The following is a 26,319-nucleotide window of genomic DNA, read 5'->3' on the forward strand; positions in this document are numbered from 1 at the left end:
GGATCGTGGTCGATCTCTCACGGCACATGAACCGCATCCTCGCGATCAACCCAGTGCGCGGCACGGCGCGCGTCGAGGCGGGGGTAGTGAAGGACCAGCTCAACGCGGCTCTGGCGGAGTATGGCCTGTTCTTCGCGCCCGAACTCTCGACCTCGAACCGCGCCACCATCGGCGGGATGATCTCCACCGATGCCTGCGGCCAGGGCTCCTGCCTCTACGGAAAGACCCGCAACCACGTTCTCGCCCTCACCACGGTGCTCGCCGACGGGACGGTCTGGCATTCCGAACCCCTCGACGCAGCCGGGCTGCAGGCCGCCCAAGGCCAGCCCGGTCTCGCGGGCGCCATCCACCGGGAGGTGGATCGGCTCCAGCGCGAGAATGCGGACCTGATCGAAGAGACTTTCCCGCCGCTGAACCGCTGCCTCACCGGCTACGATCTCGCCCATCTGCGCCGCACGGACGGGTGCTTCGACCTCAACGCCGTGCTGTGCGGCTCGGAGGGGACGCTGGGCTTCCTTGCCGAGGCGACGCTCAATGTCCTGCCGCTGCCGAGCCACATGGCGCTGGTGAACCTCCGCTACGACAGCTTCGACGCGGCCCTGCGGGATGCGCGGACGCTCGTGGCCTCCGGGGCGGCCTCGGTCGAGACGGTGGATTCCAAGGTGCTGGGGCTCGCCCAGGAGGACCCGATCTGGGAGGGCGTCGCCGCCTACTTCCCAGAGGATGCGTGCGAGCGAGCCCGGGGCGTCAACCTCATTGAGTTTGTCGGCGACGGCTCTGACGCGGTCGAGGCGGCGCTCGCCCGTCTCACGGCGGCCCTGGACGCGGATGGCCAAGTCCATGGCCGGCGGGGCTACACGGTGGCTCGGGGCGAGGCAGAGGTCGGTCGCGTGTGGGCGATGCGCAAGAAGGCGGTCGGCCTCTTGGGCAACACCAAGGGCGACCGGCGACCCGTCGCCTTCGTGGAGGACACCGCCGTCCCGCCGGAGCACCTCGCCGATTATATTGCGGAATTCCGCGACGCCCTCGATCGGCGCGGGCTCGATTACGGCATGTTCGGCCACGTCGATGCCGGCGTGCTCCATGTCCGCCCGGCTATCGACATGAAGGCGCCTGGCGCGGAGGCGCTGGTCCGCGCCGTTACAGAGGATGTCGTCGCCCTGACGCAGCGCTATCGCGGTCTGCTCTGGGGTGAGCACGGCAAGGGTGTGCGCTCCGAGTTCTCGCCTCGGTTCTTCGGCCCGCTCTACCCAGTGCTCCAGGCGGTCAAATCCGCCTTCGACCCACGCAACCAGTTCAATCCCGGCAAGATCGCCGCCCCCGAGGGCGCCGCGCTCCTGACCGTGGACGGCGTGCCGACCAAGGGCGCGCGGGACCGCGCGATCCCCGAGACCGTCCGGGCCGGCTACGACGAGGCACTCCATTGCAATGGCAACGGCGCCTGCTTCACCTGGGACCCCGACGAGGCGATGTGCCCGTCCTGGAAGGGGACCCGCGAGCGGCGGCACTCGCCCAAGGGTCGAGCCCAGCTTATGCGCGAGTGGCTGCGCCGGCTCACCGTCGAAGGCCGCGACCCGCTCAGCGAGGCGAAGCGCCTGCGCGCCCGGCCGGGTTGGCTCGCCTTCCCCGCCCGTCTCGCCGCGACCCTGCGGCGGCGGGGGGACTTCTCCCACGAGGTCCACGAGGCGATGGCCGGTTGCCTCGCCTGCAAATCCTGCACGGGGGCCTGCCCGATCAAGGTCGATGTCCCGACCTTCCGGGCGAAGTTCCTCGAACTCTATCACGGCCGCTATCTGCGGCCCCTGCGCCACTATGTGGTCGCCGCGCTGGAGACCGCGGTGCCGCTGCTGGCAAAGGCGCCGCGGCTCGCGAATGCGGCGACATCCCTCGGGCTCTCGCGGGCGGTCGGGCTGGTCCACGTCCCGCAGCTGTCGAGCCTCGACCTGCCCGAGGAACTCGGCCGCCGCGGGGTGGCGCTGGCCGAGGCACGAACCCTGGCCCGCCTCCCGGAGGCCGAGCGCCTGACAAGCGTCATCGTCGTGCAGGACGCCTTCACCAGCCACTACGACACGTCCGTCCTCCTCGCCCTCCTCGACCTGCTGATCGGGCTCGGGCTGCGGCCCTGGCTCGCGCCCTACCGCCCGAACGGCAAGCCGCTGCACGTCCATGGCTTCCTCGGCCGGTTCGGACGTCTGGCGGCGGCCAATGCCGACGGTCTCGACCGCCTCGCCGAGACCGGAATCGCCCTCGTCGGCCTCGACCCGTCGATGACGCTCACCTACCGCTCCGAGTATCGGCAGGCCCTGCCGGGGCGGGACCTACCGCAGGTCCTCCTCGTCCAGGAATGGCTCGCCGGCCGCCTCGATGGCATCCGTCCGGCCTCCGAGACCGAGACCTTCTGGCTCCTGCCTCACTGCACCGAGCGAGCGACGGCACAGCCAGCGCTCGCCGACTGGGCCGAAGTCTTCGCCGCCCTGGGCCTGCGCCTGTCGGTGCTGCCCTCCGGCTGCTGCGGCATGGCCGGCACCTACGGCCACGAGGCCGAGCATCGGGCGATGTCGGAGCGGATCTACGGCCTCAGCTGGGCCGGACACGTCGCCGGGATGGGCCGGTCCGGCCGCTTGCTCGCCGACGGCTATTCCTGCCGCTCGCAGGTGAAGCTCGTCGATGGCCTGCGCCTGCCGCACCCCGTCGAGATCCTTCGCGATCATCTCGCCGCCGGCCCAGTGACCGGTCGGCGGACCACCCCCCTCCCCGCATAGACCCTCAAGGAGCACGTCATGGCAGACCGCACGCAATTCCGTTTGGGCCTCGTCGGCTACGGTGAAGTAGGCAGCACGCTCGGCGCCGGACTGCGCGGCGCCGGGCTCGAATCGATCGCCTGCTACGACAAGTATGCGTTCGAGGGCCCCTTCGCCGACCTCATCCAGGCGCGGGCGAAGGAGGCCGGCGTGACCCTCGTTCGCTCGAACGCGGAACTCGCCGACGCCGCCGACCTGATCGTTGGCGTCACGCCCGGCGCCGCTTCGCTGGAGAGCGCCGACGCCTTCGCCCCCGTGCTCTCGAACCGCCACACCTTCCTCGACTTCGCCTCTGCCACGCCGAAGATCAAGCAGGGCGTCGCGAGCAAGCTTGAGGCGACCGGCGCGCTGCTCGGCGACTGCTCGATCGAAGGGACCCCCCTGCACGGCTACTCCATGCGGATGCTGTCGAGCGGCCCGGCCGGCGAGCGCGTGTGCGATCTGCTGAACCCATGGGGCATGCAGATCGCGTACACGGGGCCAGTGCTCGGCACCGCCTCGGGGATCAAGATTATCCGCTCGGTCCTCATCAAGGGGATCGAGGCGCTCACCGACGAGATGCTGCTCGCCGCCCATCAGTACGGGATCGACGAGGTCGTCCTCGCCTCGGCCTCCAAGACCCTCGCCCGGCCGTGGATGGACACGGTCCAGAGCCTGACCCCGTCGGGGGTGATCCACGCCAAGCGTCGGGCCGAGGAGCTGGAGATGTCGGCCGACGCCGTCGCCGATGCCGGGGTCGAGCCGATCATGGCCCGCGCGGTGGCCCAGCGCCTGCGCTGGAAGGAAAGCCTCGGCCTCAAGGATCACTTCAAGGGCGTCGTCCCCCGGACCTACCAAGAAGCCCTGGAAGCCATGGTGCTCAAGGCCGGCCTGAAGCGCGTCCTCTGAGCCCCATTACCCCGCATCGAAGGACGAACAGTCATGGCCATCGGTTTCAAGATCCATCCGCGCACCCGCACGGTCGATTCCGCCACCGTCGAGAAGTTCAAGGGCATCGCGGTCGCCAACATCAGCGACTCCATGAGCCGCATGAGCCACGGCGGCGCGCGGATCCGCCCGCTCCATGCCGGGGGAGTGCTCTGCGGCGTCGCCCTCACCGTGCGGGCGCGCCCCGGCGACAATCTACTGATCCACGCAGCCCTCAACCGCGCGAAGCCCGGCGACGTGCTCGTCGTCGATGGCGACGGCGACCTGACGAATGCCCTGATGGGCGAGCTCATGCTCTCCCACGCGCAGCAGATCGGCGTGGCCGGCGTCGTCCTAAACGGCGCGGTGCGCGACTACGGCTGGATCCGCTCCAACGCGTTCCCTGTCTTCGCCGCCGGCGTCACCCATCGCGGCCCCTACAAGAACGGGCCGGGCGAGATGAACGCCACCATCGCCATCGAGGGCATGGTGATCGAGCCCGGCGACCTGATCGTCGGCGACGATGACGGCTTCGTCTGCGTGCCGTTCGACCAGACCGAGTTGGTCTTCGCCTCCGCCGACAAGAAGCAGCAGGGCGAGGCCAAGACTATGGCGGCAATAAAAGCCGGCACCGTCGACCGCTCCTGGGTCGAACGCGCTCTCGCGGAGTCGGGCTGCGAGGGGATCTGACCAGCCTCGCCGTCCCTGCCAGCCCAGCGAAGCAATCCAGGGACGTGCCACGTCTGGGACTGTTCCGCTGTCCAGCGCGGCTTCGCTCACGCTCGCAATGACGACGCAACAAGACAACCGGGAGGACGGCACGTGAGCATCACAGAGCAAACCAAGCATCCGCTCGAGGCGGCGACCATGCGCCGGGTCATCGTCCGGCTCGTGCCGTTCCTGATGCTCTGCTATTTCTGCGCCCTGCTCGACCGCGTGAACGTGGGCTTCGCCGCCCTGCAGATGAACAAGGATCTCGGGCTTACGCCCGCAATGTTCGGGTTCGGGGCGAGCCTGTTCTTCATCTCATACTTTCTTGTTGAGGTGCCGAGCAATCTTGCCCTGCAGAAGGTCGGCGCGCGGCGCTGGATCGCCCGGATCATGATCACCTGGGGCTTCGTCACGATGGGCATGGCCCTCGTGATCGGTCCCCATTCCCTCTACGTGATGCGCTTCATCCTCGGGGCGGCCGAGGCCGGATTCTTCCCCGGGGCGATCCTCTACCTGACTTACTGGCTGCCGAGCGCGTACCGGGCGCGGATCATGGCAACCTTCACGGTCTCGATCCCGCTCGCGACCTTCCTCGGCTCGCCCCTCTCGGTGACGCTCCTTGAACTCGACGGCGCGCTCGGCCTCAAGGGCTGGCAGTGGCTGTTCGTACTGGAGGGCCTGCCTACGATCATCCTCGGAATCGCCTGCCTGTTCGTGCTGACCGATCGGCCCCGCGAGGCCCGCTGGTTGAAGGACGAGGAGCGCGCGTGGCTCGTCGGCCGCCTCGATGAGGAAGCGGGCAAGCGCAAGCCCATCGGGCACATCTCCCTCTGGCAGCTGGCCCGCAACAAGTACTTCCTGACCATGGCGCTGGTCTGCTCCGGCGCCTCGGCGACGGGCAGCGTCTTGTCGGTTTGGCAACCGCAGATGATCAAGTCCTTCGGGCTCACCAATCTGCAAACCGGCTTCGTCAATGCGATCCCCTACGGCTTCGCCACGATCCTCATGGTGCTCTGGGGCCGCCACTCTGACCGGCACAGCGAGCGACGCTGGCACACGGCGATCCCGCTACTGCTCGCGGCCTTCGGCCTGTCCTACCTCAACCTCACTGGCGGCATCGTCACCGCCATCCTGGCCGTGACCTTTGCCCTCGTCGGTGCCTATTCCTTCAAGGGGCCGTTCTGGGCGCTCTCCGCCGGGTGGCTCTCGCCGGGGACGCTGGCGGCCGGTCTTGCGGGCATCAACGCGATCTCGAACCTGATCGGCGGCGGCCTGATGGTGAACGTGGTCGGCTTGGTGAAGGACGCCACCGGCAGCTTCCCCCTCGGCATGCTCCCCGTCGCCGCGCTGGATGCCGCCGCCGCGATCAGCGTGATCCTGATCAGCCGCGCCCATGCCCGCGAGACGCAGGGCGCGGCGCTGCCTGCCTGAACCACAATCCCTACTCCTGCCCCCGAGGACACGCGATGTCGTTCTTCGCTCCCCCGCCGACCGTGACGGCCGAGGTGTTCACGCGCCTGCCCGATCGCTTCCGCCAAGCACGACCGACCGCCTGGGCGAACGCCAACCGGGGCGGCCACTCGATCGATTCCTTCCTCGAGGGCCCGGTCTTCGATCGGGCCGGCCGCCTCTACGTGACCGACATTCCGTTCGGCCGGATCTTCTGCATCGACCAAGCCGGCGCGTGGGAACTCGTCGCCGAATACGATGGGTGGCCGAACGGCATGAAGATCCACCGAGACGGCCGGATCTTTATCACCTGCTACAAGCGCGGCCTGATGCTTCTCGACCCCGAGACCGGGGCGGTGACGCCGTTCCTGGAGACGGCGGGCTCGGAGGGGTTCCGCGGGGTCAACGACCTGACCTTCGCCAAGAACGGCGACGTCTACTTCACCGACCAGGGCCAGACCGGGCTGCAGGATCCGACTGGCCGAGTCTACCGCCTGCGCCCCTCCGGCGAGCTGACCTGCCTCGTCGACACAGTGCCGAGCCCGAACGGCATCGTCATCGACGATGCCATGGGCAGCCTGTTCATCGCCGTGACCCGCTCCCAACAGATCTGGCGGGTGCCCCTCAATACCAGCGGCCTCGTCGCCAAGGTCGGCGTATTCGCGCAGCTGCATGGCGGGCTGGGCGGCCCGGACGGCATCGCGCTCGATGCCGAGGGCTGCCTGATCGTCGCCCATACCGGGTTCGGATCGATCTGGCGCCTCTCGTCAGTCGCCGAGCCGCTGCTGCGGGTGAAGTCCCCCGCCGGGATCTCGACCACCAACGTCGCTTATGGCGGCCCGGACGGAGCGACCCTGTTCATCACCGAATCCCAGACCGGCAGCATCCTCACAGTTCGGATGCCGGCCCCCGGTCAGACCCTCTTCTCGCACCACTGAACGGACCGGACGGATGACCTCCTCGCTCACCCGCCGCGCGCATCTAGCGGCCCTAATGGGCGCCGCTGCCGTGAGCGCCGGGTTGCGCCCGGCTCTCGCCCAGACCGTGCCCTGGTCCTCGGGCACGGACCGGCCGACTTTTGCCGTGCCGCCGGGCGCCACCGACTGCCACCACCACATCTACGATGCGCAGTTCCCGGCCGCGCCCGGCGCCAGCTTGCGGCCGCCGGATGCGAGTATCGCCGATTACCGCCTCCTGATGCAGCGCCTCGGCATCAGCCGGCACGTCGTGGTGCAGCCCTCCACCTACGGGGTCGACAACAGCCTCCTCGTCCAGTCCGTGAAGGCATTCGGGCCGGCTGCTCGGGGCGTCGCGATGCTCGATGCCTCGGTGGCGCCCGAGGAGCTGAAGCGCCTCGACGGGGCCGGCATCCGCGGCGTGCGGTTCGGGACGCGCCTACCCGGCGGAGCACCGATCGCCGACCTAGCGCAGGTCGCCCGCAAGATCGCCGATTTCGGCTGGCACATCGTGCTGGTCGCCGACGGCGACAAGATCGTGGAGCTGGCCGACACCCTGAAGGACCTGCCGGTGCCGGTCGTGTTCGACCATATGGGCCATCTGCCCGAGCCAGCCGGCCCGGACCATCCGGGCTTCAAGGTAATTGCCGACCTGATCGACAAGCACGGCGCCTGGGTGAAGCTCACCGGCGCCTACCTTCTCTCGAAGGTCGGGCCGCCGAGCTATGCCGACCGGAGCCGCCTCGCCCGCGCCTACGTGCAGCTCGCCCCCGAGCGCCTTGTCTGGGGCAGCGACTGGCCGCACCCGACCGCCCCCGCCAACGCGAAGCCGGACGATGCCGTGCTCCTTGACCTTCTAGCGGACTGGGCTCCCGAAGAGGCGGTGCGGAACCGGATCCTCGTCGCCAATCCGGCCAAGCTCTACGGGTTCGGCTGAACGGATGAGGAGGATTGGCTCCGAGCAAGAGACTTTAGATGATGTCCGCTTCTAGCAGTTGTCTAAGCCGTCTGGGGCGAGCGAGGCGGGCGCAAAGCTAAACGGCTGGTTTTGCGCAGGTTGGCGATCCGACATGGCGTAGTCCGGCCTTAAGCGAACTGGCCGCTTCGGACTAGAACGACCGAAGAGCAGACAGCCTCCTTTCAACCGAGGCCGTGTGAGAACGCAGATCATTCAGGGTCTGGAGATTGGAGCATTCGCGCGCAACATGACTTGGACCAGGCCGTGTTCCGATGTGATTGTTCAACACGCAACGTGAACGTTTCAGCAGTTTGCAGCATGTCGGTTCAAACCATGCGTTGCCGCTTTTTTGCAGCATGCTTTAGTGTGTGGTCGCTGTCCCGCTCACCCGCCAGACCGTGTTGCCGACATCGTCTGCGACGATCAGAGCGCCGGTCCGATCGAGCGCCACCCCGACCGGCCGTCCGCGAACGGTCTTCTTGTCCCGCGCAAGGAAGTCGGTGACCACTGGAAGCGGTGCTCCGTTCGGGCGTCCATCGACGAAGGGGACGAAAATAACTTGTTAACCGTTCAGCGGATCGCGGTTCCAGCTGCCATGCTCGCCTACGAACGCGCCCTCGCCGAATTGCGGCGACACCGTCTGGCCCTGGCTGAACGCGACACCGAGGGCCGCGACGTGTGAGCTTAGTCCGTAATCCGGCTTTATTGCCTTCGCCACCATGTCGGGGTTCTGCGGCTGAACGCGCTCGTCAACGTGCTGCCCCCAGTAGCTGTAGGGCCAACCGTAGAAGCCGCCCTCCTTGATCGACGACAGATAGTCCGGCTCTAGATCCGGTCCGATCTCGTCGCGCCCGTTGACGACCGCGAATAGCTGCTGCGTTCCGGGTTGGATGGCGAGATTCGTCGGATTGCGCGTCCCGGTCGCATAGAGGCGTTTGGCGCCGGTCAGCCGATCGACCTCGTAGATCGCCGCGCGTCCCTCCTCGACATCCATCCCGTTTTCGGCAGCGTTGCTGTTGGACCCGACGCCGACATAGAGCTTCGATCCATCAGCGCTGGCGACCATCGCCTTGGTCCAATGGTGGTTGATCGGGCCGGCCGGCAGATCCGCGAGTTTGGTCCCCGCCTCCTTGATCTCCGTCTGCCCGGGCTTGAACGGATAGGCGATGATCGCGTCGGTGTTGGCCACGTACAGCGTATCCGCCACCCACGCGACGCCGTAGGGCGAGTGCAGATGGTCGACGAGCACCGTCTTCAACTCCGGAACGCCATCGCCGTCGGCATCGCGCAACAACGTGATGCGATTACCACCTTTGTCGGCAGCACCGCCGCGGGCCTTGATCAAACCCGAGATGTAGTCCTTTGGCCGGAAAGGCTTGGTACCAGGGCCGTTGCTTTCGACGACGAGGATGTCGCCGTTGGAGAGTGGGTAGACGATACGCGGATGCATCAGCCCGTTCGCCATAGCCTGGATGCGCAGGCCGGCGGGAACCGTGGGCGTTTCCCCGGCCTTCCAACCGACAGCCTGCGGCACGCTCATCGGCGGGATGAGATACTGATGAGGCTCAGGAAGGTCCGGATTCGGTCCGTATTGTTTCGAGGGATCGCCTCCCTGGTCGCTGCAGCCGGCGAGCAGAGCGACGATCATCAGGCCGGGACCCGCGCGGAAGCGCTTCATGGTCATGCGTTCTCTCCCCGGGCGGGAGTTTTTAGGTAGGTCACGCACCAGCCGCGAAGGCCGGCTATGAGAAGCAGGATTGCGACGATGGCCGAGACGGTGATTCCGGACGGAACGACGGACGTCCAGCCATCGCGTGTGTGAATGAAGTCGTTGACGATCGAGAGCATTGCGGCGACGGCCAGCAGGCCGAAGTCGGGCCAGCTGATCGGCCCGGCCCTGCCAAGCACGAAATCCAGCACGAGCACGAGCGCAGCAAATAAGGCCAGCACGAGCCCGCCGGTGATCAGCCACGCCGAGAAGTTGGCCCACTGTATCAGCGCATTACTTAAATACATGGAATCCGTAAACAGTGCAGCCATCAGCAGGGCCCCGCTAGGTCCGACGAACAACGGGTGCAGCGGCCTGGGAGTACGGGCCCCTCCAATTTGCCTAGCCATGTTTTCTTTCAAAGAAGCAATGAATTGAGAAAGCTAGGTCGCGTATTTGCGAAACGTGGCTTCTCAGGAATGGGACAAGCGCACTTGGTCGCTTTATCGCGAATGCGCCGCCCCAACGCCGTAACGTCACTGAGACCGCAACGAGCTGAGCTCGCTGAGAGCCGTCCGTCCCTTTCAAAGCATGAGGCTTGGCACAGCGCACGATCGTCATGAAGGTCGATCGATACGCGCGGTGCTGCTGACCTTGAAGGGTTCTACAGTGTCATTCCGCCGATGCGGTGTGCGGGGCGTCATCCTGCCCGACGACGCGGACGAGGTCCCCGGAGGCTATGAACTCCTGCGGGTTGTCGATAAGCCTTTCGGCAGGTGTAATACCTGCGCGCACTTCGATGTCGGTGCCAAGGTTGCGACCGAGCGTGACAGGCTTCAGCGCAACGCGATGGTCGTCCTGCACTTGCGCGACGAGGGTGCCATTGCGATTGAACACCAAGGCCGTCGCGGGCACGCGCAAGGTCCCCGGGTTTGAGGGGACGTGGAATTGCACCTCGACGAAGGCGCCCGGCCAGAGCCGTCCGTCCGGATTGTCGGCTTGCAGCTCGACGAGCCCCTTGCGCGAGTCCTCCGCGATGGCGTTCGCGGTCGATGTGACCTCGGCGGTGAACGTCTCCTCCAACCCGGGCACGCGCATGGATGCCTTGAGGCCCGGCTTCATCGCGCCGAGAAACGCCTGCGGGACATTCACGTAGACGCGCACGCGATGGATGTCGGAAACGCGGTAGAGCGGCTTCCCCGAGGTTCCGCCAGCTGTCAGAAGGTCTCCGATATCGACGTTGCGCGCGGTCACGACGCCGTCGAAGGGGGCCCTGATTTCCTTGAACCGCGTCAGTTCCTCAAGTCTTCCGACATTCGCCTGCTGGGCAACGATGTTTGCCTTTGCGACTGACAGGGCCGCGGTGCGCGAGGCCGCGGTGAAGCGGTCTGTGTCGCCCCGCTCCTCGCTCGACCAGCCCTGCGCCACGAGCCGGGTGGTGCGCTTGTTGGTGGCTGCGCTGAGGTCGGCATTCGCCTGGGCTTGATCGACGGCCGCCTGGAGCTGAGTCAGCGTAGCGCGCGCCTCGGCGAGTTGCTGGTCGAGATCGGGGGCGGAGATCTGAACCAAGACTTCGTCCTTACGGACTCGTGCACCCAGGTCCTTATGCCAGGCTGTGACGTAGCCGCTGGCACGCGCATAGAGGGAGCCGGTGTAGTAGGCGCTGAGCGAGCCGGGCAGGCTCAAGTCTTCGTTCATGGGCCCGCGTTGGGCATGGACCACCCGAACGGTCGGCACCGCCTGACGCTCGGTCCAGGCATCGACCTGCTGCATGCTCTTCGCGCGGTCACTGATGCCGACCCAAGCGAGTGCAGCGGCCCCGACCGCCACGCTCGACAGAAGTGTGGCCACGTTCCGCTTTGAGGGCATCTTGGGCTCCGAGGCGTCCTCTGGAGTGTGCATACGGAGTCCGGATTCAGGGAGACGGGGACAGGATGGCGTCGGTTGCGGCGTGGGATGACGGGTCGGGCGCGGCCGCGCCGACGCGGCGGGGCCGGCCGTGCACGATGCTGAAGACCACCGGCACGAAGAACAGCGTCGCCAACGTAGCGAAGAGCAGGCCACCGATGACGGCACGGCCGAGCGGCGCGTTCTGACCAGGCTCGATCGCCATGGGTGCCATGCCGATCATCATCGCGAGTGCGGTCATCATCACAGGCCGTAGGCGCGTCGCCCCGGCCGCCAGAGCAGCTTCGAATGCCGTACGACCGGCGTGGAGCTGCTCGCGGGCGAAGCTGATGACCAGGATCGAGTTGGCGGTGGCCACACCCATGCACATGATCGCCCCGGTCAGCGCCGGAACGGAGACGTGCGTGTGGGTGGCAAACAGCATCCACACGATACCGGCCAGCGCGGCAGGCAGCGCCATCACGATGACGAACGGGTCGACCCAGGATTGGAAGTTGATGACGATGAGCAGGTAGATGAGCACGATGGAGAATGCGAGGCCGACCAGCAATTGCTGGTAGGCGTTGGCCATCGTGATCGCCTGCCCGCGCATTGTGACGGTCGATCCTTTCGGCAGGTCTCCCCGCGTGTCGTCGATCGCCCGCTGAATGTCCGCCGCGACGCCCCCGAGGTCGCGGTCCTGCGGCGTGGCCAGGATGTTGACGGTGCGCGCGATGTTGTAGTCCGTCACCACGGCACTCAGCGGCGCGGGGGAGACAGTCGCAAGCCCTCCCAGGAGCTGATCCGAGCGGGCCGCGGTGATCGGCAGGTTGTTGAGGTCGCCCAGCGTGTCGATGGCATATTGCGGCGTCTGGACAGATACCGGGTACGAGACGCCATTGCGTGGGTCGAGCCAGTAGGTCGGAGCGGTTTGCGTGCTGCCCGAGAGACTGGCCTGGATGCTCTGGGCGGCATCGCCTTCGGTCAGGCCGACGACACCGGCTAGGGCACGGTTGAAGTCGACCTTGAGGGCTGGATTTCGCGCCTGCTCCTGGATGCGGGCATCGGCGACCCCAGCGACCCGGCGGACCCGCGCCAGCAGCTTATTGGCGTAGGCGCGGCCGCCCTCAATGTCGGCGCCGGCCACCTGCACGTCCAGGGCGGCCGGTGAGCCGAAGTTGAGGATCTGGCTGACGATGTCGGCTGGCAGGAACGAGAAGGTCACGCCGGGGAAATCCTGTGGCAGCCGCTCGCGCAAGCCCCGGGTCAGTGCGGCGGTGGAAGCCCCTTCTCCCTCGTTCAGCGTCACCAGCATGTCGGCATCGAAGGTGCCGATGGTGCCGCTATTGCCGTAAGAGATGTTGATACCGCTGATCGGCAGGCCGATATTGTTGACGACGCTGGCTACGCGCTCCTGCGGGATTAGGGCGTGCACCCGTCCCTCGATCCGCCCGGTCAGCGCCGTCATCTCCTCGATACGCGTACCCGTCGGAGCCCGCAGGTGGATGCGCAGCGCGCCCGCATCAACTTCGGGGAAGAAGTCGCGTCCGAGATAGGGGACGAGGCCGAACGACACGGCGACCGCCGTGAGAAAGCCTCCCGCAAACAGCTTCCGATGCGACAGCGCCAGGGCGAGCAGGCCGAGATAGCCCTGACGCAAGGCTTCGAAGCGTCGCTCGAAGCCACGCTGGAAACGGGTGAAGGCCCCGGGGCCTACGCCCGCGGCGTCACCGTGTGCATGTTCGGTCAGCAGATAGCGGGCCAGCGTCGGCACCAGCGTGTACGTGAGGACGTAGGACGCGATCATCGCAAACACCACCGCCATCGCCAACGGCCGGAACAGGAAGCCGGCGACGCCGCCCAGCGCTAGCAGCGGCACGAAGGCGATGCAGATGCAGAAGAGGGCGATGGTGGCCGGCGGCATGATCTCCTGCGCGCCGCGGGTGATCGCCGTGACGATGTCCTCGCCAAACTCCTCCATGTGCCGGTTGATGTTCTCGATCGTCACGGTGGCATCGTCGACAAGGATGCCGACCGCGAGCGCGAGGCCGCCGAGCGTCATGACATTGATGGTCTGACCGAGCACCGAGAGGGCGATCAGCGAGCACAGGACGGCGAGCGGAATCGACACCGTGATGATCAGCGTCGAGCGCCAGCTTCCCAGGAACACGAGGATCATAAGGCCGGTCAGCGCTGCGGCGATGATACCCTCGCGTACCACCGCCACCACGGACTCGCGTACGAAGCCCGACTGATCGGCCACGTATTTGAGATCGACGCCGGCCGGCAACGTCGCCTGGATTGTTGGTATCCGAGCCTTTACGCCAGCGATGATGTCGAGGGTCGAGGCGTTGCCGATCTTCAGGATCGACATCAGCACGCCCTTCTTGCCGTCGAGCTGAACGACGTTGGTCTGCGGCGGCGAGCCGTTACGGACGTGGGCGACGTCGCGCATGAACACCACGGCGCCGTCCACGACCTTGACCGGCAGGTCGTTGAACGCCTCAATCGTCTTCGGGGAGTCATTGAGATCAACGATCCACTCGTAGGTGCCGATCTTCTGGGTCCCGACCGGAGTGATCAGGTTCTGCCGGGCCAATGCCGCGCCGACATCCGCCGCCGAGAGGCCATGGGCGTGGAGCGCCGACTGATCGAGGTCGATCTGCACCTGTCGTGCCGCGCCGCCGTAGGCGTAGGGAAGTTGAGCCCCCGGGATCGTGGTGAGCTGCGGCCTGATGAAGTTCTGGGCCAAGTCGTTCAGCGCCGACTGTGAGAGGGTGTCACTCGACAGGGCCAGCTGGATGATCGGCACGCTTGACGCGTTGTAGGCGAGCATCAGGGGGGGCGTGATTCCCGGCGGGAGCTGCTTGAGCTGCGTTTGAGAGATCGCGGTGACCTGCGCCTGAGCGGCCGTGATGTCGACGTTGGGCTGGAAGTAGATCTTCACGATCCCGTAGCCAGGGACAGATTGTGACTCGATGTGCTCGATGTCGTTGACCGTGGTCGTCAGCGACCGCTCGAACACCGACACGATGCGTCCGGACATGTCCTCCGGCGGAAGACCGGTATACTGCCAGACGACGCTGATCACGGGAATGCCGATACTCGGAAAGATATCGGTTGGTGTCCGGAGTACCGACATGACCCCGAAGATCAGGATCAGGATCGACATCACAACGAAGGTATAGGGTCGAAGCAGAGCCAGTCGGACGATCGCCGCCATTGCCTTACCTCTGCCGTGATGGATGCCCGCGTCGGAACCACGAGCTGCGAACGCCAACGTATCGTATAATGCATTCATCTGGCCAGTGCGGCAATTTGATGGTCTTGCTGCCGAGCGCGCATTAGAAAAATTGAGAAACAATTCTAAGATAGGCTTCAGATCGGACTTATATTTCTTGATTTTGGTATGTGTATACGATCTGCGGCAGATCTCGGCATTTGTTAGGAGACGAAACGGCGTGAATGATATTGCTCAGCAACAGCCGCAATGCCCTCAAATGCTGGAATTGCGGCACAGGATCCTACCTTGACGTGGACGACCTATGCGCATCCTCGTTCTCGAAGATGATCCGATGCTCTCGGATGGTTTAACCTCGGGATTATCGTTGCATGGGATGTCCGTGGAGTGCGTATCGACATGCTCGGATGCCGTCTCGATCTTCGATGCGGCGCATTACAGCGCGGCGATCTTGGATCTCATGCTGCCGGACGGCTCCGGACTCGACGTGCTGAGCCACATCCGTGCGCGGGACAATACCATGCCGGTCATGATCCTCACCGCGATCGACGCTGTCGCCGATCGCATCGCAGGGCTCGATCGGGGGGCGGATGACTACATGGGAAAGCCGTTCGACCTCGGTGAACTCGCGGCTCGGCTCCGTGTCATGATCCGACGAGCGGCCGGACGCGCCAACCCGATCTTCACGTGGCGTGACCTCACGATCGCATTGAGCCACCGGTCGGTCACCCGCGCGGGCATCGTTCTCAGTCTGTCGCGCCGTGAATTCGCGGTGCTGGAGGCGCTGATCGAGCGGCCCGGTCGGGTGCTGTCCCGAAGCCAGCTTGAGGCACGCCTCTACGGGTGGAACGAGGAGATCGGCAGCAACGCGCTTGAGGTCCACGTCCATAATCTGCGTGCCAAGATCGGCCGAGATGCAATCGAGACCGTACGCGGCCTGGGCTATCGCATCCGAGAGGACCGCGCGTGAAGTCCTTGCGCATGCGCCTGTTCGCGACCTTGGTCACCGCCACCGGGCTGGTCTGGTTCGCCGCCATCGCCTGGGCCTATGTTGATAGCCGCGCCCAGTTCGAAAACATCCTCGACCGCCGCCTGATGGAGGCGGCCCGCATGGTCGACAGTCTGTTCACCCCGGTTCAGGCAGGGGTCGCGCGGCAGGCGGATGGCGCGGGCGCTGCGCCCGGCCGGATGGTGAGCTACGATCGACATCTCAGCTGCCAGATCTGGTCGCTGGATGGGCGCCTCATCGGGGCCTCCGCCGGAGCCCCGGATCCGAGCCTGTCAGATCAGCGCGAAGGGTTCTCCACTAGGGTCGTCGATGGACAGGCGTGGCGGGTCTTCGCCCTGTCCGACCCGGCCAAGGGTTTCCGCATCCTCGTGGGCGACAATCTCGGGCAGCGGCGCCAGCTGGAGCGCGGCCTCGTCGGCAGCCTTCTGCTCACCGCCGGCTGCGTGCTGCCGATCCTCGCGCCGCTGATCTAGTTCAGCGTCGGCCGTGGCCTGCGACCGCTGAATCGCGCGACCCGCGATCTCGCTGCCCGGGACGCCGACAACCTGGAACGGGTCGAGGTCGGCCAGATGCCGTCGGAGATCCGCCCCCTGGTCGATGCGCTGAACCGGCTGTTCGGCAAGGTCGTGGCGGCGCGCGAACACGAGCGCACCTTCCTGGCCTATGCGGCGCACGAGTTGCGCACGCCGCTGGCCGGGCTGAAGACGCAGGTCCAGGTCGCCATGCAGGCGCCCGATGCCACCATGCGGGATGCTGCCCTCGCCCAGACTCTGAGCGCGGTCGATCAGTCGGCGCGCCTCGTCCAGCAGCTCCTGACCGTCTCGCGCCTCGACAGCAGCGTAGGCCCGATCGCCACCGTCTGGATCCCTGTCGAGGAGCGCCTGCGCGACCTGCTCGCCGCGATGGGCGGGTTGCCGGCGCTCGAGCGGGTCGCCTTCGGTCCCGGCGTCATGACAATCGAGATCCGCATGGACGAGGACCTGTTCGACCTCGCCATGCGCAACCTGATGGAGAACGCCCTGCTGATGACCCCGCCGGACGGGGTGATCACTTGGGACGCCGCGCTCGGCGCGGACGGAGGCGCCATCCTGTCGATCACCGACGACGGGCCCGGCATCGCCGAGGCGGAGCGGGCCCTGGTGATCCGGCGCTTCGTGCGCGGCAGCCGACGGGCGAAGCTCGGTAGCGGCCTCGGCCTCTCGATCGTCACCATGGCGCTGGAGCAATCGGGTGCCCGCCTGCAACTCGCGGGACGGGACGGCAGCCCGGGCCTCAGGGCGAGCGCGATCTTCGGCCCACGGCTCGCCAGACGTGCGACGCCTGCTACGGCTCGCCTTTGATTCGAGCGAGGTAGTCGACGATCACCCGCGCATCCTCCGATGTGATTGGTGCCTTGTAGGCGTTGATCATCTTGTCGACGACCGTATGCCACTCCTCCCGGGAGAGGGCCGGCTGGTTCAGGGTGTGGTCGGCGGAGTGGCAAGCCGTGCAGTTCGACGCGATGACGTCGGAGCCTGATCCATTGGGGAAGGCGACATCGTCACCGACGGGCAGGTCGACCTCAGGCGTCGGGTGAAGCTCCAGCGGCGTTGCGGCGAGGGCGGATGACGCGCTTGCGAGGAGGCTGGCCAGCGCAGCGGTGCGGATGAATCGGTACATGGTTGCGCTCACCCCTCAGGCCGCCACGAGGTCGAGGGCCTCGACCGGGTTGGACATGTAGCCCCCGGGGTTCCAGACGCGCCGGATCGGCTGAACCAGCCGATCGGTGTTGGTGCAGCGAGTCATTACTGTATGCGCCCCGCGGGCGGCGAGGCTGATCGTGGATTGCCACTGCCGGAAGCCATAGGTGCCCTCATCCTTATCAAGGATCGTAGGCTGCCAGGTCCGACCGCCGTCGAGCGACAAGTCCACGGCGGCGACACCGCGGTCGCCACCGAAGGCAATGCCGCGCACCGGTTGCGGAACGCCGACCGGGATGGTGTCGGACGGCTTGAGATTGGTTACGAACGAACGAGGCAGGTTCCGGGTGATTGGGATCAGGCTGTAATCCGTCTGTCCGGGCTCGACCGTGTGGTTGAGCGTGTCCGGCACACGGTAGCTCCGCGTGGTCCAGACGCTGGTGTCGGGGTGATCCATCACCGCGATGTCGTCGAGCATCTTGATCCAGTAGACGGCGGACCAGCCGGGTACGATGAGCTTCAGCGGAAAACCATTCAGCATCGGCAACTGCGCGCCATTCATCGCGAAGGCCAGCATCACCTCGCCGTCGCGGGCGTGATCGATGTCCAAGGCTTTGACGAATTTGGGGGCGTCAGGCAGCAGCGGCTCATCGAGCCCGCCGAACCGCACATGGGTGGCCCCGCCCTTCACGCCTGCCCGGTCCAGAACGTCCCGGAGGCGCACGCCCGTGTAGAGGGCGTTGCTCATCGAGCCGTTGGCCCACTGAGCGCCCGCGACCCGAGGTTGCGCGTAAAGGCGCGAATTGCCGGCACACTGGCTGACTGCTGCGATCTCGAAGCGTGGCAGGTCGCGGATCAGCTCCTGCAGCGACAGCGCCTGGGGACGCTCGACGAGGCCCCGGACCTTCAGGGTGAAACGGTCGGTGTCGACGTGGGTCGGGAAGGTGGCCCAGTGCCAGCTCACGAAATGCCGATCGTTCGGCGTGAATACGCCAGTGTCGAAGACCTCGAACGGCGTCTCCAGCCACGGCGGCCGGGTGCGCTGGACGATCATCCGCCCCTTCTCGGGATAGGTCGCAGTCAAGGGGCGGGTGCTCGGACCGCCTGGGACATGAAGGTCGACGGTCTCGGCGTGGGCGCGGCTAGCCAGCAGGCCCATTCCGCCCAAGGCGGCGGCCGACAGCAGCCCACGGCGGCTCGGAGTTGATAATGTGGAATGCTTCGGCATCGAACTGACGGTTCCGCTGAGCCCAAGCCCATCTGGCCGGCGCGCGGTCCTCCACACCTCTCAGCTTAAGGGCGCCTTAAGTGAGCGGCGGCGTGCCGTCGGCCGACCTCCCGCGAGCCGTGTGTCGGGATTGCTGTGTGGCACTGCATCAACGAGGGTTCGGTCGATAGCTAGAACCCCGCGGTCGGCGCCGGCCCGATCCGTGCCGGTGCCTGTAAGTGACGACCTGTCGAGGACTTCCAGTGTTCGATTGGCAGGAGTCATTCCTACCTGGAATCCTTGCTGGTGGAATGTCCGCTTTCGAGCTTTCGCATGACCGGGCTGAATGACCGGAACGGGCGCACAGCCGAACGTCCGGTTTTGCGCGCTCAAGCGATCTGGCGTGACGTAGTCTGGCCGAAAGCGGAATGGCTGCTTTGGATGAGGTCAGCCGGAAATGCGGACGTTCCGCTGGCGAGCTGCGCACGACGCGCAATCGGACGGGTGGTGCTGTCGCCGATCGCCACGACGCTCTGTCGTTCCGGGTTGGATTTCCCCCACGGTGTTGCTGTTAGTTACACATGCTGCGTGAGCGCTTGATTATCCATGGTAGTGCCAACCTGGGTTTTCAGCGCCGCAATCGCATTCAGAACGAGAAAAGTAACAGACATTTTGGTAGCGTCTGAGTCGAAAACAGAGGATCCCCGATGCTGCGGCGCGGTGCTCAACCGATCTTCGGCCGTCGCGCTGTTTCGTCACCGGGTCCGAGCCCATTAGGCGAGCGCAGCAGGCCGATTCTGAAGCGATCGCATCAGGTCACCCTCGTGCTGCTCGGCTCAACTGCACTCGCCGGCTGGCAGTACAGTCGGACCGCCCCGCCGAGCCACCAACCACAGCAGGTGGTGGAAAGCCCGGCCCAACCGAGGTGTGATCGTGGCGGGAGCTCCGCCTCACCGGGATGCGGCGATGGGCGATCACCGGCGCAGGATCCCACCGACAGGAGCACTGGGTCATCGTCATCCGGCGGTCCTGGTGGATCTATCGGTTCCTTCCATGGTGGCGCATCGTCCGGGGCATCCGGAGCGAGCACCGCCACGGGCACCACGACGTTCGGCGGCTTCGGCGGATCGGGTCGTGCGGTGGCCGCGCACGGCGCAGGCGGGTGATGCGCCGCCACCTCCTCAACCCACGTGAAGATTGGCGCACGATCGCCGCGGAGGCCGGCTACGACTTCCACACCAGCGAAGACGCTCACATTGTCTGGTGCGAGGACGCTGCCTACGCCTTCACCCTCGAGCAGATCGAGCAGGACCTTGAGGCGCCGACGGCCGAGCTGCACCGGCTGTGCCTCGACCTCGCCGCCGAGGTCGCAGAGAGCCCGGCGCTGATGACGCGCCTCGGTATCCCGGACTGGGCCCACAGCCTCGTGACGCGCAGCCACCGCGCCCGCGAGCCGCACCTCTACGGCCGCTTCGATCTAGCCTACGACGGCGCCGGGCCGGCGAAGCTCTTGGAGTACAATGCCGATACGCCGACTGCCTTGTTCGAGACGGCGGTGTTCCAGTGGCGATGGCTGGAGGACAAGCGTGCGAGCGACGCGCTGCCGCCGGGCGCGGACCAGTTCAACTCGGTCCACGAGCGCCTGCTCGCCCGCCTCGTCGAGATCCGGGCCCGGGTCGGCAATGCGCTGCATCTGACCTGCATGACGGAGTTCCCCGAGGACCGCGGCACGGTTGGGTACCTCGCGGATTGCGCCGCGCAGGCCGGCCTGAAGGTGCGCCTCGTCGACGTGTCAGACATCGGCCTGCGCCAGGATGTCGATCGCCAGACCTTCGTCGATCTCGGCGGCGAGCCAATCCGCCTGTTGTTCAAGCTCTACCCGTGGGAGTGGCTCCTACGGGACAGCTTCGGGCCGGCGATCGTCGCCAGCGGCACGACCTTCTTCGAGCCGGCGTGGAAGATGGTCCTGAGCAACAAGGGCATCTTGCCCCTGCTCTGGGAGCGCCACCCCGGCCACCCGAACCTGCTGCCGGCCTACTTCGAGGACGACCCGCGCAAGTTCGAATTGGGGAAGAGCTTCGTCCTCAAGCCGCTGCTGGGGCGCGAGGGGGCCAACGTCACCATTGTCACGAACGGGCAGGTCGCGGCTGCTGAGGACGGCCCCTACGCCCGGAGCGGCTATGTCCGCCAAGCGCTGGCGAACGTCCCCGAGTTCGACGGCCGCCGTGTCGTGATCGGATCGTGGGTGGTGGGCGACGAGTCAGCTGGGATGATCCTACGCGAGAGCGTAGGGGTCATCTCGAACGATACGTCGCAGCTCGTGCCCCATTTCATCGAACCTGAAGACTAGACACGCCTGCCCTTGGTTAAGATTTATGCGTAGCTATTTTCTCTGTCATCCTTAGTACGGTCATACGCTCCTCATCGGAGAGCGATCGAAATGCCTTTATCAGACGCGCCAGAACGATCAAGTCATGATAATCGGCAGGACTGTTCTGTGTTTCGGCATACCCGTCGTGAAACACGGTCATGTTCACGCCGAGCGCGGCCGAGATTGAATTTATGAGGCGTTCGTCCCGCTCGTCATCCGTCAACGTCGCGCCTCCGGAGCCCGGCTGCCCCCATGCCTACCTAGCTACCTAGACGATTATGCCTAACCGAAAACCCTCAGCTACCGACTGAGCCCGGTTGCGGGTTCTCAGTTTGGTGCGCACACGGCGGAGATGGGAGTCGATCCCGTGTTCCGAGATGCCCATGATCTCTCCGATTTCCCAGTCCGTTTTGCCTTCGGCCGCCCACTGCAGGGTTTCACGTTCCCGTGGTGAGAGCTTTGACCGCGTAGCGATAGGCTGGCCTCGCATCAGCAGAGCATGACCGAAGGCGTAGCTCGCGATCAGCGTGAGCATGCCGCGATGCTCCGGAGCGATTTCGAGCTGGGATCCGGCAAAGCTCATCCCCCCGACTTCGCCCTCCATGGTCGTCAGCGGTACCGTGTACCCATCACGAAGATCAAAATCTGCCGCCTCATGCATGACCCGGCTGGCGGTCGTCGTCGCGGGCGGGGGCAGAACAGGATCACTCCAACGGAAGCCGGCTTGTTGCTGGAAGGTCAGCGCGACGATCGGGTCGTGCGTGGCGTACCCCCGGCTGAGGTACCGTGAACGCCATTCCGCCGGCACGCTTTCCATGACTAGGAACTGGCGGTTGAAGCTGACCAAACTCGTCGGCGTCGGGAGAAGCCCCGCGATGATCGCGTCGATGCCGAAGCCCGTGAGCTGTCGCTGCACGGCGGCGATGACCTCCGGGATGCTCCCGGCTCGATCGAGCTCTTTGAGCAGCTTGAGCGTGTGATCGAGGGACTTTCTGCTCACGGCATATCCTGACCACGAACGCTGAGGGCGCCCATCCCGGACGAAGTTAGGGGATGAGACGCCATACATCCAGACGAAGCCGGCGATCGCGCAACGAACATGCCGACACCACGCGTTCGCGTGGTGTCGCGCGTCCGAACGGGCGGGCACACCACGTACAGAGGTGTTTCCATGATCCAAGTCATCACTGCAGCTAATATCGCGCAGAACGCCGAGCTGATGGAACAAGTTTGGCGGTTACGCCACAAGATCTTTGTCGAAGAGATGGGCTGGTCTGCGATCGCACGGGACGACAAGCGCGAAATCGATGAATTCGATGATGAGCACGCCGTCCACCTCTTAGCCGTGGAAGATGACGAGGTGGTCGGATACTCCCGCTTGCTGCCGACTGTACGCCCCTACGTCATGTCGAAGCATCTTCCCCAGCTCTGCGAGGCCGCCCCTCCATCGTCCCCGCACATCGTCGAATGGAGCCGGATCGGCGTCGCCGGCCCGGCACGTACGTCTGGTCGACGGCTCAACCCGACCGCGCTGGCGATCCTCACTGCGATCGTCGAGTGGGGACTACCGCGCGGGCTGAAGGGCTTCGTCTCCGAGATGCCGACGAGTTGGCTGCTGCGGCTGCTCCAACTGCACATCCACGCACTGCCCCTCGGACTTCCGCAGATGATCGACGATGTGGAGATCGTCGCCGTCAACGCGGGCTTCGACGCACGGAGCCTGCGCCAGCTGCAGAAGATGCGTGGGACCACGGAGTCCGTCCTGTCCCCCGAGAGCCGAGTCTCGGCCCGTTTGGCGAGCTGAAGAAGGTCCTGCCGTGCCACGAACGACACCAGTCGATATTGATCCGCAGGACGGCATACGATCGCGTTTAGAGCGAGCGGTCGAGCAAGCCATCGATCTTCGCCGAACGATCGTGGAGCTTCAGGATCCCGCCTTGCGCGAGATTGTCGATGTCGTGCTGATCGAACTCGGGCGTCGTGTGGCCGAGCAGACGCTCCGACGATCCAAACTGAGCTGACGCATCGAATGAGGATCGATGCGCCGGCCGGGCGTCGCCGCATTTCAACCGCCTCCTCCGCCGGATCGAAGGGACGATCCGGCGGAGGAGCTTATCACCACGACACCCGTCCTCTGTGAGCGGGGCCGATGTTCAAGCCAGGCCGCGAAAGGGAAAGAGTTATGCTTGATCACCGCGAACACGAGACACAGGACGTTAGATACGCAGACATCACTGTCGCTATAATTTCAGCCTACGTCTCGAAAAACCATCTCGCGCGCGCTCAGCTTCCGCAGCTCATCGCGGACATTCATCGTGCCCTGTGCTCGTTGGATCGCGGGCTTGTCGTCGAGACCGCGCTGAATAACGAACCCAGCTCACCCACCGCGGCCGAAATCCGACGGTCCATAAGAGCTGAGGCGCTGACCAGCTTCATCGACGGGCGTGCGTACCGAACGCTCAAGCGGCATCTGACTGCTCACGGTTTCTCGCCCCAGAGCTACCGCGCGCGGTTCGGTCTGCCCGCCGATTACCCGATGATCGCTCAGGACTACGCGGCTAAACGTTCGGCACTTGCAAAGGCGATCGGCCTCGGTGTGCCGGGCGCACAGATCGTACGGCAGGCAGCTGAGTAGAGTGCTGAGGATCTCTACAGGCCCGTCGACCAATGATCTTGAGTGTCGCGCGCCACGATTGCCCTTACCGGAGTGATCGACAGCTTGTCATTGACTGGTTCTGCGATGTGGAGGCCGCTGCTTCCCAGAAGGCGACCTTCCGCCCTGGGTTCACCATGGACGCGGGGCAACTGACCGGAACTGGCCGTAAGCGGCTGGTCCGCTTTGGAGCCCAGGCTGCAGAAATGCGGACGTTTCCCGCTGTCTTGAACGCTGCGTTGATCAACGTGGTGTTCTTTGAACCGAGGCAACTACCTTTCCCCGGTGATGCGAATCACGACGTGAACCCAGCGATCAAGATCATCAACATCATCGCCCTGCTGCGATGTACCTACCAACCATGCGCGTGCTGATAGCCGACCCGAATTTCCGAATTCGGCACCCAAAGTTCCGCGCATAATCAACTTAGAGTAACGTGTGGCGACGCCCTTCCGGGTGCCGCCACACTGCTTTCATCGGGCGAACAATGCCTTGAACAGCAACATCTTGCCCGCGGTAAGCTCCGCATCCGCGAACGGCATTTCGGCATTTGCTCGCGGGAGCGGCTGCGGATCTCCGTAGCTTACGCTCGTAAGCCCGAGCCCACTTCGTAGCCCTGAATTCGAGAGGGCCGGCGCTGCTCCCCACGTCGCAGGCGCCGGGAGCAGCATGTACCGGTCACAGATCGGTCGCGTGTCAGCTTTGCGCCCGTGCTAGCCATTCGCCCGTATTTGGCCGCCTTAGAATTCAATTGGCCAACACTGTGAAGGCTCCGCTGTCAGGGAGTCGTGACCCTCACTCGAATGTCTGCGTGAACATGTCGATGAAGGCGCGCACCCTTCTGCTGGCAAGACGAGACGATGCATGAAGCGCCCAAAACTCCAGCGGCTCGCCGACGATCGTGCCCCAGACTGCCAAGCGGCCTGCCTCGATATCGTCGCGCACAAAAAAGCTCGGGAAGAGGGCGGCGCCTGCACCGGCGCGCACGGCGTCGCGGATGATGAGGGTCGAAAGCCGGAGGACGGGTTTTGGATCGATCACGATCCGCTGGCCATCATCGTCCAGAACCCACTGGCGCGCCTCCTCGCCGATTGCGCGTACGACTGCGGGCACCGTTGGCGGCTTGCCGTCGGCGTCGGGCCCCGGCCGCGTCCAGTCGGGCGGCGCGACCACGACGAGACGATCCTTTAGGACAGGGCGCCCGACAAGCTCCTCTTCCGGCTTCGGTCTCGCGCGAATGGCGATGTCGAAGCCTTCCTCGACGACATCGACATAACGGTCGTCCGTGATCACCTCCAGCCCGACCAGCGGATAGCGTGCCACGAACCGCGCCGCGAACGGGCCCATGACTTGCGCGCCGAACATCAACGGTACGCTGACACGAAGCTTGCCCCTCGGCTCCACGCCGCCGCCACGAAAGGTCCGCTCCGCGGCAGCCAGCTCGTCCAGGGGTTCCTGGGTGCTGGCCAGCAGCTCGCGGCCTTCCTGCGTCAACCGAAGTGTCGCACCGCCGCGCTCGAAAAGCCGGGTGCCGAGTTCCACCTCCAGGTCGGCGACGCGGCGCGACAAGGTGGTTTTCGAGCGCCGCATCGCACGGGCGGCGCGTCCGAAGCCGCCGTGAGTTGCGACCGAATGGAAAAGGGCAAGCGCGTCGAGGTCCATCGGGGTGGACCATAATCGGGACGGCCGTCCCAATCCAATCGTCTTGGCACCACGGCTGGGACACCTGACATGGGCGTCGTCATCGGCAGCAAACCTATCGGAGACCCCCATGATCGTCGTCACCACGCCCACCGGCCACATCGGCAGCAAACTTGTCAGCGCTCTTGTCGAGGACGGTCAGGCAGTCCGCGTCATCGTTCGCGACCCCGCGAAACTTCCGGCAGACGTCCGTGGACGCGTCGAGGTGATCGAAGGCTCGCATGGAGATGCCGGGACCATCGACCGGGCACTCGATGGTGCGGACGCGCTCTTCTGGTGCGTGCCGCCTGCACCCCGGCTGACGATGGAGGAAACCTATTCGGGCTTCACCCGCCCGGCGGCGGACGCGGTCGCTCGCCACGGGACGCCGCATGTCGTCGTAGTGACGGGGATTGCGCGTGGCACGCAGTGGGAGGACCAGGCCGGCCTGGCGACTGCCTCGGCTCGAATGGTCGATCTATTTCGTGCAACGAACGCCGCTGTTCGCGGCATCGCCATGCCCAGCTTCATGGAAAATAACTTGATGCAGCTCGATGCGATCCGCGTGGGCCAGTTCTTCGGTCCCATCGATGCTGACAAGAAGCTACCTCATACAGCCACACGCGATATGGCGGACGCAGCCGCGCGCCTGCTGACCGACCGGAGCTGGACCGGCAAGGAGGATGTGCCGGTACTCGGTCCCGACGACCTGTCGTTTAACGACATCGCTGCCATCTTCTCGGACTTGCTTGGCCGGGAGGTCCGCTACCAGCAAGTGCCGTTCGATGCCTTCCAGGCGCAGCTGGTCAACAGCGGAATGCCGGCCGAGTTCGCCAGTGGTTATATCGCGATGATGCGCGCCAAGAACGAAGGCATGGACAATGTAGCAGCGCAAAGAGGTGGGATTACGGGATCGACCAGCTTCCGGGCGTGGGCGGAGCAGACTCTGAAGCAGCCAGAAGCCGCCTGACCCGTGAGCAGACATTCTGAGCTTCCGAGTTGGGTGGGAAGCGGACCCTGACCTCTAACCCTGAAGCTGACGTTCCGCCTTCGACCCAACCCAGTCGCTCACGCGCAGTCGTGCAGCTCCCGAAAGCGGACGT

The 26,319-nt window shown here is 65.5% G+C and carries 23 protein-coding genes and 1 pseudogene; 15 read left to right on the forward strand and 9 right to left on the reverse strand.

The window, feature by feature from the left end; translation table 11 throughout:
- The 6 genes from MKK84_RS04205 to MKK84_RS04230 form a co-directional block, all read left to right on the forward strand.
- Positions 1 to 2,762, forward strand: a 2,762-nt coding sequence (locus MKK84_RS04205; RefSeq protein ID WP_243916779.1) for an FAD-binding and (Fe-S)-binding domain-containing protein, incomplete at its 5' end; no start/stop codon positions are given.
- An 18-nt stretch (positions 2,763 to 2,780) separates the two neighbouring features.
- Positions 2,781 to 3,689 (forward strand): DUF1932 domain-containing protein, encoded by a 909-nt coding sequence (locus MKK84_RS04210; protein WP_243916780.1) that lies wholly within the window; start codon positions 2,781 to 2,783, stop codon positions 3,687 to 3,689.
- A gap of 33 nt (positions 3,690 to 3,722) precedes the next feature.
- Complete coding sequence (locus MKK84_RS04215) at positions 3,723 to 4,397, forward strand: RraA family protein (protein ID WP_243916781.1); 675 nt, start codon at positions 3,723 to 3,725, stop codon at positions 4,395 to 4,397.
- A gap of 177 nt (positions 4,398 to 4,574) precedes the next feature.
- Positions 4,575 to 5,849 carry an MFS transporter gene (locus MKK84_RS04220; RefSeq protein WP_279599359.1) on the forward strand — a complete coding sequence of 425 codons (1,275 nt, stop codon included), beginning with the start codon at positions 4,575 to 4,577 and terminating at the stop codon, positions 5,847 to 5,849.
- A gap of 35 nt (positions 5,850 to 5,884) precedes the next feature.
- Complete coding sequence (locus tag MKK84_RS04225; RefSeq protein ID WP_243916783.1) at positions 5,885 to 6,805, forward strand: SMP-30/gluconolactonase/LRE family protein; 921 nt, start codon at positions 5,885 to 5,887, stop codon at positions 6,803 to 6,805.
- Positions 6,806 to 6,818: 13 nt separating this feature from the next.
- Positions 6,819 to 7,760 carry an amidohydrolase family protein gene (locus MKK84_RS04230; RefSeq protein WP_243916784.1) on the forward strand — a complete coding sequence of 314 codons (942 nt, stop codon included), beginning with the start codon at positions 6,819 to 6,821 and terminating at the stop codon, positions 7,758 to 7,760.
- 382 nt (positions 7,761 to 8,142) lie between these two features.
- Here MKK84_RS04230 and MKK84_RS04235 read toward each other — a convergent pair.
- The 4 genes and pseudogenes from MKK84_RS04235 to MKK84_RS04250 form a co-directional block, all read right to left on the reverse strand.
- Positions 8,143 to 9,465: pseudogene (locus MKK84_RS04235) on the reverse strand (PQQ-dependent sugar dehydrogenase).
- Positions 9,462 to 9,899, reverse strand: a complete 438-nt coding sequence (locus MKK84_RS04240) for a DUF2231 domain-containing protein (RefSeq protein WP_313899314.1) — start codon at positions 9,897 to 9,899, stop codon at positions 9,462 to 9,464. Before MKK84_RS04240 ends, MKK84_RS04235 begins: the two are co-directional and overlap by 4 nt.
- Positions 9,900 to 10,161: 262 nt before the next feature.
- Positions 10,162 to 11,340: an efflux RND transporter periplasmic adaptor subunit gene (locus tag MKK84_RS04245; protein ID WP_243916786.1), complete on the reverse strand. Its 1,179-nt coding sequence runs from the start codon at positions 11,338 to 11,340 to the stop codon at positions 10,162 to 10,164.
- A gap of 64 nt (positions 11,341 to 11,404) precedes the next feature.
- Positions 11,405 to 14,599: an efflux RND transporter permease subunit gene (locus MKK84_RS04250; RefSeq protein ID WP_243916787.1), complete on the reverse strand. Its 3,195-nt coding sequence runs from the start codon at positions 14,597 to 14,599 to the stop codon at positions 11,405 to 11,407.
- 322 nt (positions 14,600 to 14,921) lie between these two features.
- Here MKK84_RS04250 and MKK84_RS04255 point away from each other — a divergent pair, with 322 nt between their 5' ends.
- The 3 genes from MKK84_RS04255 (at position 14,922) to MKK84_RS04265 (ending at position 16,966) form a co-directional block, all read left to right on the forward strand.
- The gene (locus tag MKK84_RS04255; RefSeq protein WP_243916788.1) at positions 14,922 to 15,587 is read left to right on the forward strand and encodes a response regulator; all 666 of its coding nucleotides are present in this window, start codon (positions 14,922 to 14,924) and stop codon (positions 15,585 to 15,587) included.
- Positions 15,584 to 16,099 carry a sensor histidine kinase N-terminal domain-containing protein gene (locus tag MKK84_RS04260; RefSeq protein WP_243916789.1) on the forward strand — a complete coding sequence of 172 codons (516 nt, stop codon included), beginning with the start codon at positions 15,584 to 15,586 and terminating at the stop codon, positions 16,097 to 16,099. Before MKK84_RS04255 ends, MKK84_RS04260 begins: the two co-directional genes overlap by 4 nt.
- A 96-nt stretch (positions 16,100 to 16,195) precedes the next feature.
- Positions 16,196 to 16,966, forward strand: coding sequence for an ATP-binding protein (locus MKK84_RS04265; protein ID WP_243916791.1), 771 nt, complete (start codon positions 16,196 to 16,198; stop codon positions 16,964 to 16,966).
- On the opposite strand, the gene MKK84_RS04270 is transcribed toward MKK84_RS04265, so the two are convergent.
- Together MKK84_RS04270 and MKK84_RS04275 are read right to left on the reverse strand one after the other, a co-directional pair.
- Positions 16,950 to 17,285 (reverse strand): cytochrome c, encoded by a 336-nt coding sequence (locus MKK84_RS04270; protein WP_243916793.1) that lies wholly within the window; start codon positions 17,283 to 17,285, stop codon positions 16,950 to 16,952. The genes MKK84_RS04265 and MKK84_RS04270 overlap by 17 nt on opposite strands.
- A gap of 15 nt (positions 17,286 to 17,300) precedes the next feature.
- Positions 17,301 to 18,533, reverse strand: coding sequence for a molybdopterin-dependent oxidoreductase (locus MKK84_RS04275; protein ID WP_243916795.1), 1,233 nt, complete (start codon positions 18,531 to 18,533; stop codon positions 17,301 to 17,303).
- Positions 18,534 to 19,677: 1,144 nt separating this feature from the next.
- On the opposite strand from MKK84_RS04275, the gene MKK84_RS04280 reads away from it, so the two are divergent.
- Positions 19,678 to 20,862, forward strand: coding sequence for a glutathionylspermidine synthase family protein (locus MKK84_RS04280; RefSeq protein WP_243916797.1), 1,185 nt, complete (start codon positions 19,678 to 19,680; stop codon positions 20,860 to 20,862).
- Positions 20,863 to 20,878: 16 nt separating this feature from the next.
- On the opposite strand, the gene MKK84_RS04285 is transcribed toward MKK84_RS04280, so the two are convergent.
- The gene (locus MKK84_RS04285; RefSeq protein WP_243916805.1) at positions 20,879 to 21,106 is read right to left on the reverse strand and encodes a hypothetical protein; all 228 of its coding nucleotides are present in this window, start codon (positions 21,104 to 21,106) and stop codon (positions 20,879 to 20,881) included.
- A gap of 45 nt (positions 21,107 to 21,151) precedes the next feature.
- Positions 21,152 to 21,883 carry an autoinducer binding domain-containing protein gene (locus MKK84_RS04290; protein WP_243916807.1) on the reverse strand — a complete coding sequence of 244 codons (732 nt, stop codon included), beginning with the start codon at positions 21,881 to 21,883 and terminating at the stop codon, positions 21,152 to 21,154.
- Positions 21,884 to 22,054: 171 nt separating this feature from the next.
- Between MKK84_RS04290 and MKK84_RS04295 the strand changes: the two genes are divergently transcribed.
- The 4 genes from MKK84_RS04295 (at position 22,055) to MKK84_RS04310 (ending at position 23,910) form a co-directional block, all read left to right on the forward strand.
- Complete coding sequence (locus MKK84_RS04295) at positions 22,055 to 22,687, forward strand: acyl-homoserine-lactone synthase (RefSeq protein ID WP_243916809.1); 633 nt, start codon at positions 22,055 to 22,057, stop codon at positions 22,685 to 22,687.
- Positions 22,688 to 22,700: 13 nt separating this feature from the next.
- Positions 22,701 to 22,904: a hypothetical protein gene (locus MKK84_RS04300; protein WP_243916811.1), complete on the forward strand. Its 204-nt coding sequence runs from the start codon at positions 22,701 to 22,703 to the stop codon at positions 22,902 to 22,904.
- Positions 22,905 to 23,065: 161 nt separating this feature from the next.
- The gene (locus MKK84_RS04305) at positions 23,066 to 23,518 is read left to right on the forward strand and encodes a MucR family transcriptional regulator (RefSeq protein WP_243916813.1); all 453 of its coding nucleotides are present in this window, start codon (positions 23,066 to 23,068) and stop codon (positions 23,516 to 23,518) included.
- A 38-nt stretch (positions 23,519 to 23,556) separates the two neighbouring features.
- Entirely contained in the window at positions 23,557 to 23,910 is a 354-nt protein-coding gene (locus MKK84_RS04310; RefSeq protein WP_243916814.1) for a hypothetical protein, read from the forward strand.
- Between the two features lie 421 nt (positions 23,911 to 24,331).
- Here the strand turns inward: MKK84_RS04310 and MKK84_RS04315 are convergent, their stop codons facing one another.
- Positions 24,332 to 25,198, reverse strand: coding sequence for a LysR family transcriptional regulator (locus tag MKK84_RS04315; protein WP_276593423.1), 867 nt, complete (start codon positions 25,196 to 25,198; stop codon positions 24,332 to 24,334).
- A gap of 109 nt (positions 25,199 to 25,307) precedes the next feature.
- On the opposite strand from MKK84_RS04315, the gene MKK84_RS04320 reads away from it, so the two are divergent.
- Positions 25,308 to 26,186 (forward strand): NAD(P)H-binding protein, encoded by an 879-nt coding sequence (locus MKK84_RS04320; RefSeq protein WP_243916816.1) that lies wholly within the window; start codon positions 25,308 to 25,310, stop codon positions 26,184 to 26,186.
- The last annotated feature ends 133 nt before the right edge of the window (positions 26,187 to 26,319 follow it).

This window comes from Methylobacterium sp. E-065, assembly GCF_022829605.1.
Lineage (GTDB): Bacteria > Pseudomonadota > Alphaproteobacteria > Rhizobiales > Beijerinckiaceae > Methylobacterium.